General features: G+C 42.5%; 12 protein-coding genes. 2 read left to right on the top strand and 10 right to left on the bottom strand.

Annotation, left to right across the window (positions count from 1 at the left end; translation table 11 throughout):
- Positions 1 to 15 precede the first annotated feature (15 nt).
- The 7 genes from rseP to rimO form a co-directional block, all read right to left on the bottom strand.
- Positions 16 to 1,371, bottom strand: coding sequence for an RIP metalloprotease RseP (gene rseP, locus B9T26_RS00660; RefSeq protein WP_086197894.1), 1,356 nt, complete (start codon positions 1,369 to 1,371; stop codon positions 16 to 18).
- A gap of 3 nt (positions 1,372 to 1,374) precedes the next feature.
- Complete coding sequence (gene ispC / locus B9T26_RS00665) at positions 1,375 to 2,571, bottom strand: 1-deoxy-D-xylulose-5-phosphate reductoisomerase (RefSeq protein ID WP_086197895.1); 1,197 nt, start codon at positions 2,569 to 2,571, stop codon at positions 1,375 to 1,377.
- Complete coding sequence (locus tag B9T26_RS00670) at positions 2,572 to 3,396, bottom strand: phosphatidate cytidylyltransferase (protein WP_086197896.1); 825 nt, start codon at positions 3,394 to 3,396, stop codon at positions 2,572 to 2,574.
- Between the two features lie 3 nt (positions 3,397 to 3,399).
- Positions 3,400 to 4,152 carry a polyprenyl diphosphate synthase gene (uppS, locus tag B9T26_RS00675; RefSeq protein WP_086197897.1) on the bottom strand — a complete coding sequence of 251 codons (753 nt, stop codon included), beginning with the start codon at positions 4,150 to 4,152 and terminating at the stop codon, positions 3,400 to 3,402.
- A gap of 6 nt (positions 4,153 to 4,158) precedes the next feature.
- A complete protein-coding gene (gene frr / locus B9T26_RS00680) occupies positions 4,159 to 4,713 on the bottom strand; it encodes a ribosome recycling factor (RefSeq protein ID WP_086174313.1) in 555 nt (184 codons plus the stop codon).
- 78 nt (positions 4,714 to 4,791) lie between these two features.
- Positions 4,792 to 5,520 carry a UMP kinase gene (pyrH, locus tag B9T26_RS00685; RefSeq protein WP_086197898.1) on the bottom strand — a complete coding sequence of 243 codons (729 nt, stop codon included), beginning with the start codon at positions 5,518 to 5,520 and terminating at the stop codon, positions 4,792 to 4,794.
- Positions 5,521 to 5,578: 58 nt separating this feature from the next.
- On the bottom strand, positions 5,579 to 6,922 hold the full coding sequence (gene rimO / locus B9T26_RS00690; protein WP_086197899.1) for a 30S ribosomal protein S12 methylthiotransferase RimO: 1,344 nt from the start codon (positions 6,920 to 6,922) through the stop codon (positions 5,579 to 5,581).
- A 360-nt stretch (positions 6,923 to 7,282) separates the two neighbouring features.
- Between rimO and glnL the strand changes: the two genes are divergently transcribed.
- Together glnL and glnG are read left to right on the top strand one after the other, a co-directional pair.
- The gene (gene glnL / locus B9T26_RS00695; RefSeq protein WP_086197900.1) at positions 7,283 to 8,392 is read left to right on the top strand and encodes a nitrogen regulation protein NR(II); all 1,110 of its coding nucleotides are present in this window, start codon (positions 7,283 to 7,285) and stop codon (positions 8,390 to 8,392) included.
- Positions 8,379 to 9,860, top strand: coding sequence for a nitrogen regulation protein NR(I) (gene glnG / locus B9T26_RS00700; RefSeq protein ID WP_086197901.1), 1,482 nt, complete (start codon positions 8,379 to 8,381; stop codon positions 9,858 to 9,860). Before glnL ends, glnG begins: the two co-directional genes overlap by 14 nt.
- Positions 9,861 to 9,921: 61 nt before the next feature.
- On the opposite strand, the gene B9T26_RS00705 is transcribed toward glnG, so the two are convergent.
- The 3 genes from B9T26_RS00705 to mnmG form a co-directional block, all read right to left on the bottom strand.
- Entirely contained in the window at positions 9,922 to 10,248 is a 327-nt protein-coding gene (locus tag B9T26_RS00705; protein WP_086197902.1) for a hypothetical protein, read from the bottom strand.
- A gap of 117 nt (positions 10,249 to 10,365) precedes the next feature.
- The gene (gene mhpT, locus B9T26_RS00710) at positions 10,366 to 11,571 is read right to left on the bottom strand and encodes a 3-(3-hydroxy-phenyl)propionate transporter MhpT (RefSeq protein WP_086197903.1); all 1,206 of its coding nucleotides are present in this window, start codon (positions 11,569 to 11,571) and stop codon (positions 10,366 to 10,368) included.
- A gap of 318 nt (positions 11,572 to 11,889) precedes the next feature.
- Positions 11,890 to 13,770 carry a tRNA uridine-5-carboxymethylaminomethyl(34) synthesis enzyme MnmG gene (gene mnmG, locus B9T26_RS00715; RefSeq protein ID WP_086197904.1) on the bottom strand — a complete coding sequence of 627 codons (1,881 nt, stop codon included), beginning with the start codon at positions 13,768 to 13,770 and terminating at the stop codon, positions 11,890 to 11,892.
- Positions 13,771 to 13,773 lie beyond the last annotated feature (3 nt).

Genomic DNA, 13,773 nt, shown 5'->3' on the forward strand with positions numbered 1-13,773 from the left:
TACATATCTACGTTGTTATAAACGCATGAAGTCATTGAATAATGCAAGGAGCATCATGCTGCCGAGCAGTACCATACCAATTTTTAAACCAACCAATTGTATTTGTTCAGAAACAGGTTTACCACGAATTAACTCAATAACATAGTAAACCAAGTGTCCACCATCAAGCATTGGAATAGGTAATAAATTTAAAATACCCAAACTCACGCTCATTAAGGCCATAAACGAGATAAAGGTTTGCCAACCCATTTCTGCACTTTGCCCTGCCACCTTGGCAATGGTGATTGGTCCAGATAAATTATCCAAGCCAATTAAACCACGAACCATTTTGACGATCGAGTTCAAAATCATACCTGAAATTTGACCCGTTTTATCAACAGCCATCACCAATGCTTCAGTGGGGCTGTATTGAATGGTTTGCTTATATTCTTCAGGAATCGTTATTTTTCCGGGGATGCTTTGTACACCAAGCACACCTGAAACATTGCCCATGCTGTCACGTTTAGCTTGCGGCATCACTTGCAAATGTACCAGTTGATTTTGACGTAATACATCTATTTTTAATAATTTTTCTGGCGAAGCCTGAACAATTTGAACCACATCGAACCAATCATTCATTTTTACGCCATCAATGGCAACTATTTTATCGCCTTCTTTCATCCCTTGACGAATAGCCGCGCCATCTTCACTCAGCTTACTTGCCACAGGGGCAATAGGTGGACGGTATGGCATGAAGCCTAAACTATCCAATGCAGACTGATTCTGATTTTTCAAAAAGCTTTGAATGGGTAATTTAAAGGTTTCAAGCTGACCGTGACGATCGGCCTGAATTTCAATAGAACCTGTTTCACCGACACGGTCCACCAAGGCAAAATTTAACTTTTCCCACGTATTGACCGCTGTTCCATCAACTGTAGTAATTTTGTCACCAACCTGCATTTGAACTGTAGCAGCGGGTGTATTGGGTAATACTTTACCTACCCGGGTATTTAATTGCTCTTGCGCCGGAATGAATAAAATCCAGAACAATAACACTGCAAAAACCAAATTGATCAATGGCCCAGCAGCAACAATGGCAATACGCTTCCAGGGATGCTGACGGTTGAAGGCTTTGGGTAAATCTTCCTCTGCAACATGCCCTTCACGCTCATCCAGCATTTTCACATAACCACCTAAAGGCAATGCGGAAAGCTGATATTGAATGCCCGACTTTTTAGAAGTCCACTTGAGCAAGGTAGGCCCAAAGCCAATGGAATAAACTAAAACCTTAACGCCGAGCTTACGTGCAACAATATAATGTCCAAACTCGTGAATCGCGATAAGCGGTCCGAGCAGGAGAATTGCTGCCACAATAATAAACAAGGCACTCATATTTTAGCTTCCTTTATGGGTGACAATTTGCTGTGCCACAGATCGCGCCATTTGATCGACCTGCAAAATACGTTCAATCGATTCTGTAGCACCGCCTTCAACCTGATTTAAAGTCTGTTCGACCACTTGAGCAATGTCAGTAAAACCAATGTTGTTTTGCAAAAAGGCAGCAACAGCGATCTCATTGGCAGCATTTAAAATCGCAGGAGCCAGACCACCACTTTGCATGGCTTGACGCGCAAGTTTTAATGCCGGGAAACGTATGGTATCAGGTTCCTGAAAATCCAGTTGTTGATTGGTAAATAGGTCAAGTGCAGGTACATGCGTTTGAATACGCTCTGGCCATGCCAGCGCATGCGCAATAGGTGTACACATATCAGGATTGCCCATTTGTGCCAAAGTCGAACCATCCACATATTGAACCATAGAATGAATGATACTCTGTGGATGTACCACCACTGTTACAAACTGTTCTGAAATTGCAAAGAGATGGCAGGCTTCAATGAGTTCTAGCCCTTTATTCATTAAGGTTGCTGAATCAACTGAAATTTTTTGACCCATAGACCAGTTGGGATGTTTGCAGGCCTGTGCAGGAGTTACACTGTGCAGTTGTTCCAGACTGTGATTTAAAAATGGCCCACCAGATGCGGTGAGCAATATACGCGATACACCTTGTTTCGGTTGTCCATTTCTCTCGTTTTGAAAATAACCTTCAGGCAAGCATTGAAAAATGGCATTGTGTTCAGAATCAACAGGTAACAATTCAGCCTGATAATCACGTGCAGCCTGCATCATGATGTCACCCGACATTACCAGCGCTTCTTTATTGGCAAGCAGCACACGCTTACCTGCCTTAACCGCAGCCAAGGTCGGCAATAGACCTGCAGCACCGACAATCGCCGCCATCACCACATCAACATCAGCATGCTCGGCAACAGCAATCAAGCCAGCTTCATCGGTCAAAATTTCAATATCAGTTAAGGACTGTTCGTTAAAAGATTGTTGTAATTCTTTAACTCGACTGGAAGGAACAACCACCACTTTTGGTCGATACTGTTTGCATATTTCAACAAGTTCTAAAATTCGGCTATGCGCCGTGACCGCAAAAACAGAATACTTTTCAGGATGCTGTTGCAGAATTTTTAAGGTACTTTGACCGATTGAACCCGTTACACCTAATATACAAACAGATTGTGACATCTATAAATCTACACCAATAAGTTTTAAAACATACATGCCTGCTGCAAAAATTGGAGCAGCAGCAAGCAATGAATCAATACGGTCAAGTACACCACCATGTCCTGGCAGAATACGACCTGAATCTTTAATTCCAGCACGACGTTTGATCATGGATTCAAACAAGTCACCCAGAACCGAACTAAATACCGTAATTACAGATAAAATTAAAAATAAAATATGCTGTGCAAGGGTTAAATCCAGATAAAGAATTTCTACTGCCACTACAATCAGCATGGCGGTAAAAATACCACCGTACAAGCCTTCTACTGATTTGTTTGGACTGACATCTGGAGCAAGCTTGTTCTTGCCCAATTTACGCCCAACAAAGTAAGCACCACTGTCTGCCCCCCAGACCAGTAAAAACAGGTACATCAACCACCATGGAGAGCTATGCCATACAGAGAAAATTGCGGTAACCGCAGCAGAAACTAAAATAAATCCAATCACCTTGAGACTGGAATTGTACCATCCATCATAGCTTGGATACGATTTAACCCAAAAGATACTGAGTATCCAGCAAATAATGGAAGCCGCCCAAAGCAGCAGAGCGATATCATTTAAATATAATGCCAAGGTTGCTAAAGCTGCAGTGGCAAGTCCGTAAACCCATGCTAAAGGCTTAACCAGATTTTTATTTTTTCTTGGCATAAGCTTAAACCACTCATACCCAGCCACCCCTGCTGCGACAATCATCAGCATAAACATTGGATACTGAGACTGTGTAGCAAACATACAACTCAGTACGACTGCTACCAATACCAATGCGGTTATAATCCGCTCTAACATTTATTAATTCTCAATTTTCTCTTGTTGGATTTGCTCTGAAGTTTTACCAAAACGACGTTCACGCCCAGCAAAGACAGCGAATGCATCATCTAATTCTTCAACAGTAAATTCAGGCCACAAGGTGGGGGTAAAATAAAGTTCGGCATAAGCAGCTTGCCAAAGTAAAAAATTCGACAAACGATAATCACCACCTGTACGGATGAGCAAATCCACAGCAGGTAAATTGGCCATACAGACATGCTGTCCAAACAGCTCAACATCAATGTCTTCAACCGCAACTTTTTTTGCCAGCACATCTGCTGCAATCTGTTTTGCAGCCTGAGTCATATCCCACATACCGCCGTAACTGATGGCAATGGTTAAAGTCATGCTGTCGAAATTAGCAGTCCTTTGTTCAGCTTGCAACATTAACTCACGTAAACGGTCAGACAAACGTGCACGATCACCAATAAACCGCAAAGCAATATTGAATTTTTCCATCCGTGGCAATTGCTCATGAATGGTTTCTTCCAACAAGTGCATGAGTAAATCAACCTCAAACTGAGGACGATTCCAGTTTTCACTCGAAAATGCAAAAACGGTTAAGGCTTGAATTTGATTTTCTATACAGTGCTCAACAATCGGATCGAGGATATTTTTACCTTCCCGATGGCCTGCACCTTTTTGCATTTTCTTTTTTTTTGCAAAACGATTGTTGCCATCCATAATGATGGCAACATGTTTTGGAAGATGCTTACTGTCTTCTGATACGGTCATTCAATCTTAGACCTTCATCAATTCAGCTTCTTTCGCAGCAAGACGCTTGTCTACTTCAGCAACAAATTTATCGGTGATTTTCTGGATATCATCAGATGCACGACGTTCATCATCTTCAGAAATTTCTTTTTCTTTTAATAAAGCTTTAATGTCACCCAAAACATCACGACGGATGTTACGAATGGCAACTTTGGCATTTTCTGCTTCAGTACGTGCAACTTTTTGCATGTCACGACGTGTTTCTTCAGTCAATGCAGCCATAGGCACACGAATCGCATCAGCAGTAATCGGGTTTAAGCCCAAGTCTGATTCACGGATCGCTTTATCAATTGCAGAAACCATTGAACGTTCAAAAGGCTGAACCAACAATGTACGTGAATCTTCAACACCAACGTTTGCCACTTGGTTCAATGGAACGTCAGAGCCATAGTAAGAAACCATCACACCATTTAAAATAGATGGGTGCGCACGACCAGTACGAACTTTGGCAAAACCATGCTCCAAAGACTCTAAAGTCTTGTTCATACGGTCTTCGCTGTCTTTTTTAAGATCGTTAATCATATGATCTTCCTTACTTAATTCTAAGAGATGTAATTACTAAATAGCGTGTAGTATAAAGAGCTTTCAGGCTCACGTACATTAATTCGTAACGTGAGTCCCTTCTTTTTCACCCATAACCACTGAAAGCAATGAACCAGCTTTGTTCATATCGAAGACTTGAAGTGGCACGTTATGGTCACGGCACAGGCAAATCGCAGTTAAGTCCATCACACCCAACTTTTCGTCCAGTACCTGATCAAATGTAAGTGTTTCGTACTTCACAGCATCATCATATTTGCTTGGATCTTTGTTATAAACGCCATCAACTTTCGTGGCTTTCAAGATCAGGTTGGCTTCAATTTCAATACCACGCAAGCAAGCTGCTGTATCGGTAGTAAAGAACGGATTACCTGTACCGGCAACAAATACGCATACTTCACCTTGAGTCAAATGACGGATGGCATCACGGCTTGAATATGATTCAACCACTGCACCAATCGGTAAAGCAGACATTAAACGGGTTTTAATATTACGACGTACCAAGGCATCGCGTAATGCCAAACCGTTCATAACAGTCGCCAACATACCCATCTGGTCACCGGTTACACGGCCAACCAAACCATCTTTTTGCAATTGGCTGCCACGGTACAAATTACCGCCACCAACCACAATACCGACCTGAACACCCAAACCAACCAGATGAGCAATCGCTAAAGACATTTGATCAAGCACAGTTGCGTCAATACCCATGTCTTTATTTCCAGCCAGTGCTTCACCAGAAAGTTTCAATAAAATACGTTCATAACGGGGCTTTTTCGAGTCCATCATCAGGAAATCTCCAAATCTTCCAATATCTAAAATTTTATTCGTATACTTAAATTACAAATCAGGCAGATTTAATCTGAATTAACTTGGCATATAAATCATATTCATCTGCATCAGTAATTTCGACTTCAAGCAAATCGCCGGCTTTAATCTGGCTTTTATCAATATCTTCTACAAAGACATTGCCATCAATTTCAGGCGCATCTGCATACGAACGAGCCACAGCAACCGGGAATTCTTCTTCCAGATCATCCACCAGTACAGTCATGGTCTGACCAATACGTTTTTGTAGTTTGGCTGCTGAAATTTCTTGCTGAACTTGCATGAAACGCTCATAGCGATCTTGCTTGATTTCTTCCGGCACATGATCCGGCAAGTCATTTGCTGTCGCACCTTCAACAGGTGAATAGGTAAAGCAACCCACGCGATCCAGCTGAGCTTCTTTTAACCATTCCAGCAGGATTTGGAAATCTTCTTCAGTTTCACCCGGGAAACCGACCACAAATGTAGAACGAATGACCAATTCAGGACATTTTTCACGCCAAAGTTTTAGGCGCTCTAAAGTATTTTCACTGTGCGCTGGTCGCTTCATCAATTTTAAGATACGCGGACTGGCATGCTGAAAAGGAATGTCTAGATATGGCAGGATTTTGCCTTGTGCCATCAAGTCAATTACGGCATCCACATGCGGATATGGATAGACATAATGTAGACGCACCCAGATACCGAGTTGACCCAAAGCTTCGCACATATCGAAGAATTTGGTTTTAACTGGCTGGCCATTCCAAAAGTCTAATTTATATTTGGTATCCACACCGTAAGCCGAAGTATCTTGGGAAATCACCAGAACTTCTTTAACACCGGCTTTTTTTAATGCTTGAGCTTCGTTTAAAACCGAACCAACCGGACGTGAAACCAGGTCACCACGCATGCTTGGAATAATACAGAAGGTACAACGGTGGTTACAGCCTTCGGATATTTTTAAATAGGCATAGTGTTTTGGCGTTAAACGGATACCCTGTTCAGGCACAAGGTCAATAAACGGATTATGCTTTGGTGGTTCCGGAACGTACTCGTGTACGGCCTCCATCACTTCTTGATATGCCGCTGCACCCGTCACTTTTAAGACATTCGGGTGCATTTGGCGAATTTTGTCTTCATCTTTACCCAAACAGCCGGTCACAATCACACGACCGTTTGCGCTCATGGCTTCGCCAATCGCATCTAAAGATTCTTGTACTGCAGATTCAATAAAACCACAGGTATTAACAACTACTAAATCAGCACCATCATAATCTGATGCTACATCATAACCTTCAGTCTTTAACTGAGTTAAAATTCGTTCGGAATCTACCAATGCCTTAGGACAACCTAAAGAAACAAAACCGACTTTGGGGGATTTCATGAATCTGCGCTCCACTGTAATGCGCGTATTGTATGTCTTTTCCACTGATAAAAATAGCTGAAATCCCGACTCTTTGCATTACGCACCAAAATATGCCTATATTTTTAGCAAATATTTAATATGCACCGTTTTGGTTCACTAATAATTTTATTTCTATTACTATGGAATTGAAATTCTGTCATTAAAAACAAAAAAGCACACTTTTATAGCGGCAGAATTTATATTTATACCCATGCTCAAAGTTGGCGTGCATTTTGCTTTATTTCGACAACGTTTAACTCGTTGAATGTCCCATAACAGGGAGAAATGACAAGAAGTGCAGATGCCATTGCGCTATTTTAACACAGGATACTTTCGCTAATGGATCAACCCGTCGCTATCGACTACCGCCTTTTAGTGGATAATTTAACCACCGCAATTTTATTGGTCGACAGTAACCTTAATATTTTTTATTTAAATTCTTCTTGTGAATCTTTGTTCGACATTAGTTTACTGCGTGCGGCGGGACAGCCGGTTTTAAATTTGCTGCATATGCCCGATGATGAGTTTAATACTGAAGAAGCCCTATTAAATACATTTAAAACCGGACAGCCTTATACCCGTCGTGAAGCTGCCATTAGCGTCAACTTTAAAGATATTCATGTGGATTATACCGTTTCACAAATCAATTCGGAAAAACCCTATCACCCGCTTCTACTGATTGAATTAAACCAGATTGACCGGATGCTGAAAATATCCAAAGAAGAAAACCTGATTCAGCAACACCAGGTCGCCCGACAACTGATTCGCGGTGTCGCGCATGAAATTAAAAATCCTTTAGGCGGCATCCGTGGTGCCACCCAGTTACTGGCGCGCAGCCTGAACGATCCACAATATGAAGAATTTACCGACATTATTATTAGTGAAGTAGACCGTTTACGTAATTTGGCCGATACCATGCTGGGTTCTCGCCAGTTGCCAAGTTACGAACTAGTCAATGTGCATGAGCCTTTGGAACGTGTCCGCTCACTCATTACCAATCAAACCAAAAAGAAAATCAAAATTACCCGTGACTATGACCTCTCATTACCTGAAGTCATGGCAGATCGTGACCAGCTCATTCAGGTCATGCTCAATATCAGCGTCAATGCCGTGCAAGCCATGATGGAAAACAAAGAATTTTTTGTAGATCATCAGCCTGAACTGTTTTTAAGAACCCGGATTCAGCGTCTGGTCACCATTAACGGAGTGTTAAAACGCTCTGCGGTACGAATTGATATTGAAGATAACGGTCCGGGTGTACCGGAAGAAATTTTAGAATCGGTGTTTTACCCCTTGGTCACAGGACGTGCTAAAGGTACCGGTCTCGGTTTGAGTATTGCGCAAAACATAATGCACCAACATAGTGGAATGATTGAATGCCAATCTGTTCCAGGAAAAACAGTATTTAGCTTATATTTACCTTGGGAGTCTAACCATGTCGCGAAATAAAATATGGGTCATTGATGATGATCGTGCCATGCGCTGGGTATTGGAAAAAACTTTTAAAGAAGAAGGTTTTGACGTTACTAGTTTTGAAGAAGCACAATCTGCACTGGATCAGCTCAGCATAGATACCCCCGATGTAATTTTGACTGACATTCGTATGCCCGGCATCGATGGTCTGACCTTTTTGAGCAAAGTCAAAACCAGTCATCCAGATTTACCGGTTATCATTATGACGGCGCATTCAGATCTGGAATCTGCTGTATCCAGCTATCAAACCGGTGCTTTTGAATATTTACCTAAACCGTTTGATATTGATGAAGCTTTGGCATTGGTCAATCGTGCGATTCTGCATATTGCCAAATTACAGCAGCAAGAATCTGCCAAAGCCGCACCAGCCATTCAATCAACTGAAATTATTGGTGAATCCCCTGCCATGCAGGAAGTGTTTCGTGCCATTGGCCGTTTGTCACAGTCACACATTACCGTATTGATTAATGGTGAATCCGGTACAGGTAAAGAACTGGTTGCGCATGCGCTACACCGCCATTCACCACGTAGCAGCAAACCTTTTATTGCCTTGAATATGGCAGCCATTCCAAAAGACCTGATTGAAACAGAACTTTTTGGTCATGAAAAAGGTGCATTTACCGGTGCCAACTCACAGCGCCAAGGCCGTTTTGAACAAGCCAATGGCGGTACGCTATTTCTAGATGAAATTGGCGACATGCCATTTGAAACCCAAACCCGTTTACTGCGTGTTTTGGCTGATGGCGAGTTCTATCGTGTCGGTGGACACATTCCGGTTAAGGTCGATGTTCGGATTGTCGCTGCGACTCACCAAGACCTGGAAAAACTGGTACATGACGGACGCTTCCGTGAAGACTTGTATCATCGTCTGAATGTGATCCGTATTCATATTCCAAAACTGGCGCATCGCAGTGAAGATATTCCGATGCTGGCGCAGCACTTCCTGGCTCGCGCTGGTAAAGAATTAGGCGTAAATCCTAAGATCTTGCGTCCAGAAACACAAGAATATATGCAGCAACTGCCTTGGCAAGGCAATGTGCGTCAGCTCGAAAATACCTGTCGCTGGCTCACAGTGATGATTACCGGTCGTGAGGTTTATCCTGAAGATCTTCCTTCGGAATTAAAACAGATTCCAATTCAACGCTCAGGTGATGATGCTCAGCCACAAAATACCTTTGACCGTATTTCACTGCATCACTGGGATGAGTTATTGGGCCAATGGGCTATTCAGAAACTAAAAAATGGTGAAATGAAGATTCTGGACATTGCCACTCCAATGTTTGAACGCACCTTAATTACCGCAGCTTTACAGCAAACCCGTGGTCGTAAACGCCATGCTGCGGAATTGCTGGGCTGGGGTCGCAACACGCTGACTCGCAAGCTCAAAGAACTGGGTATGGACACGGCAGATGATGACGTTGAAGAAGAAGTGATAGAAAGCTAAACTTTTTCTACCCCTCTCAAAAATAAAAGCTCCTTCGGGAGCTTTTTTTATTAGACACTATTTAGGCAGTAAAACCTATATAACGGAAATATCCCTCTACCCCCAAATCAGACTTAAAAATCAGATAATCCGGATAAGTTGCTTTGGTAATTTCGGCAAACATATTCACCTGATCATCATGGGCATGCAAATCATCTACACAACGCGGCATGGTTTGCTCAAATTCATCGGTCATATATTCAAAACCAATATCCATGGCAATAAACAATACATGCTCGCAGGGCTGTATATATTGTTCTTCAGCCCAATTAATCACATGCTGCTGACAGTGTGGACATTGGATATTATCTGCGGCTTGAATATCGAGTTCGATCAGTTGATAGCTCATAACATTTAGATTCAGTTTTCTATCCAACTATATTAACAAACTCCAGTAAAGTGCATCCTTAAAAATCATCAATAAAAAAGGGAATCTCGAGGATTCCCTTTTATAAAATTTATAAATTTATTTATGTGCAGATTTATAGCGTGAGAGTGCTGTCACAGCCACTGCTGAAATGACCACAGCAGGTAAACTTGCCATTAAAATCCCCGAAGTTCCCAAGCCGATCGCTAAGATTTTCCCTGTCAATAATGGCCCAGTCATGGCACCTAATCGGCCCAAAGAAATCGCACTACCCACGCCTGTCACTTTACCTGTGCCTGAATAGAAAATCGGTGAAATGCCATACAGAATCGATTGCCCACCTGTCGAGAAAATCCCGCCCATAAACCCAGCCAGAATAAGCACTGGAATAGAGGTAGAGGTAAATAACAATACAAGGGCAATAAATAAACCACTATAAATAATTGTTGCCATCTGCCAAAGTTTTAAGCGGTCTAGCAAATAACCCAAAGCCAAAGTACCAATTACAGCACCTACCTGGAATACCAGCATCACCATGAAAGCCTGCGGTTTTTCCAAACCTTGCTCCATGAGCAAATTAGGTAACCAGCTAATCAAAATATAATTGATCATCAGGGTAAAGAAGAAACCGACCCAAAGCGGCATCGTATATTTATATTGCTGATTCTTAAATAATACCTGCACCATAGATGGAACAGCTTCAGTCGCGGCTTGCTCAACAGCAACCTGCTTAGGCTTATCTTTAAGAATAATTGCCATGAATGGGAGCAGTGCCAATGGCGCCAAGCCTCCAATCAGGAAAAGCGTATGCCAGGAAATATCTTTGAATAAGATAGCCAAGCCCGCAACGAAAATTGCGCCTACCGGTAAACCGCAATACATCAAGCTGTTCAGCTTGCCTCGATTGGCTTCATTTGCCTCATCACCTACCACTGAAATCATGGTTGGCATTGCCGCACCCAAACCTAAGCCGGTAAAGAAGCGCGCTGCATATAAAATTTCAACACTCGGCGCAATTGCAGTGAGTGACATGAATGCGCCAAAGATGCCAATCGAAAGCATCAGTACTTTCTTTTGACCTAAATAATCCGCTACTCGGCCGCCAAAGAAGGCACCGAACAGCATACCAAAAACACCTAAACTAAATACATAGCCCATTTGCACCTGGTCGAGAGCAAATGTTTCAGCAATTCCTTTTGCTGCAATACCTGGGGCTTGAAGATCAAAACCCTCAAAAAATGCGACCCAAAAACACAGAAATACCGTTAAGAATTTCTGCATTTTAGCTGTTTGTATTTGTGCCATGATTGAACTCCGTCCATAGTAAGCAAATTACCCTGCAGCAATTTGCTTTGCTATTCTCAGATCAATCTTTTCAAATAAATACCACTACAATAGTCGGGTTTATTGAACCTCAACATAGCAAATAGCGATTGAATTAGACTTAAAAGATTATATAAATAGACTTTTTAAATCTTATTACTGTAAATTAAATAATATTTTCAGATACTTATATTTTCGGTAGTTATTTATGATCAAGCCATAGTCAAAACTAATACTTTAAAATTAAACGATAAAAAGCCCGCTTTTAGCGGGCTTTTAATTCACTTTACTTCCACGGTATTAAGCAGATTTTTTCGCCTGATTGTTCTTACGGATGGTAATCATCACCAACTGAACTGCCGCAGGTGTTACACCCGGAATACGCCCCGCTTGAGCAAGCGTTTCAGGACGAACATCTTTCAACTTCAAAGTAATTTCACGCGACAAACCTGAAACCACATCATAATCAAAGTCTGAAGGAATACGGGTTTCTTCCAGACGCTTCATTTGCGCTACATCTTCTTGCTGACGGCTGATATAACCTTCGTATTTCACAGCAATTTCAATTTGCTCGCCGACAAATGCCGAAACTTCAGAACCAGTCAATTCAGCAATTTGCGCGAAGCTAATGTTTGGACGCTTTAACAAATCAATCGCTGAGCATTCCTTAGACAGATCTGCACCGGTCATTTCAACGAATTTTTTACCCATTGGGTTGTTTGGCGCAGCCCAAAGATGCTGTAAACGGCCTTTTTCAGTTTCTACTGCTTCCATTTTTTGGCAGAACGAATCCCAACGTGCATCATCTACTAAGCCTAACTCACGACCAATAGTTGTTAAGCGTTGATCCGCATTGTCTTCACGTAGCATCAAACGGTATTCGGCGCGAGACGTAAACATACGGTACGGTTCTTTGGTGCCGAGTGTAATCAGGTCATCAACCAGTACACCCATGTACGCTTCATCACGTTTAGGTGTCCATTGTTCCTGATCCCATGCACGGCGGGCAGCGTTCAAACCTGCCAATAAACCTTGTGCGCCAGCTTCTTCATAACCGGTTGTACCGTTGATTTGGCCCGCGAAGTACAAGTTATTAATCGATTTGGTTTCAAGTGAGAATTTTAAAGATTGCGGATTAAAGTAATCGTATTCAATCGCATAGCCCGGACGCAGAATGTGTGCATTTTCCATACCACGGATCGAGCGCACCAATTCAAACTGAACATCAAATGGAAGAGATGTAGAAATACCATTTGGATACAATTCGTGAGTATCCAGACCTTCAGGCTCCAAGAACACTTGATGCGAGTCTTTATCCGCAAATTTATGAATTTTATCTTCAATTGATGGGCAGTAACGTGGACCTACACCTTCAATCACACCGGTATACATCGGTGAACGATCGAGTCCGCCACGAATAATGTCGTGGGTTTTTTCATTGGTATGCGTGATATAACAGTTGATCTGTTCTGGATGCATTGATGCATCACCCATGAATGACATGGTCGGAGATGGGAAATCACCCGGCTGTGGTGTCATGACAGAGAAATCAACTGAACGCGCATCAATACGTGGCGGCGTACCTGTTTTTAAACGGCCTACCGGCAAGTTCAATTCACGTAGGCGCGCAGCCAATGAAATTGAAGGCGGATCACCGGCACGGCCACCTGAAGCATTGTTTAGACCAATGTGAATCACACCGCCCAAGAAAGTACCCGTGGTCAACACCACAGTTTTCGCATCAAAGCGAATGCCCATCTGGGTTACAACACCTTTAACGGTATCGCCTTCAATAATCAGGTCATCTGCAGCTTGCTGGAAAATATCCAGATTGGCCTGGTTTTCCAGGGTATGACGAATTGCCGCTTTAAAACGTACACGGTCAGCTTGGGCACGTGTTGCACGTACTGCTGCACCTTTACGTGAGTTCAAAATACGGAACTGAATACCGCCTTTATCGGCAGCCAATGCCATCGCACCACCCAAGGCATCAATTTCACGTACCAGATGAGATTTACCAATACCACCAATGGCCGGGTTACAGCTCATCTGCCCTAAAGTCTCAATGTTGTGAGTTAAGAGCAAAGTCTGTCGACCCATACGCGCTGCAGCAAGGGCTGCTTCGGTACCTGCGTGACCGCCACCGATAACAATGACATCGTAAACTTTAGGATAATGCATAAT

Origin of the sequence: Acinetobacter sp. ANC 4169 (assembly GCF_002135355.1) — a bacterium.
Classification (GTDB): Bacteria; Pseudomonadota; Gammaproteobacteria; order Pseudomonadales; family Moraxellaceae; genus Acinetobacter.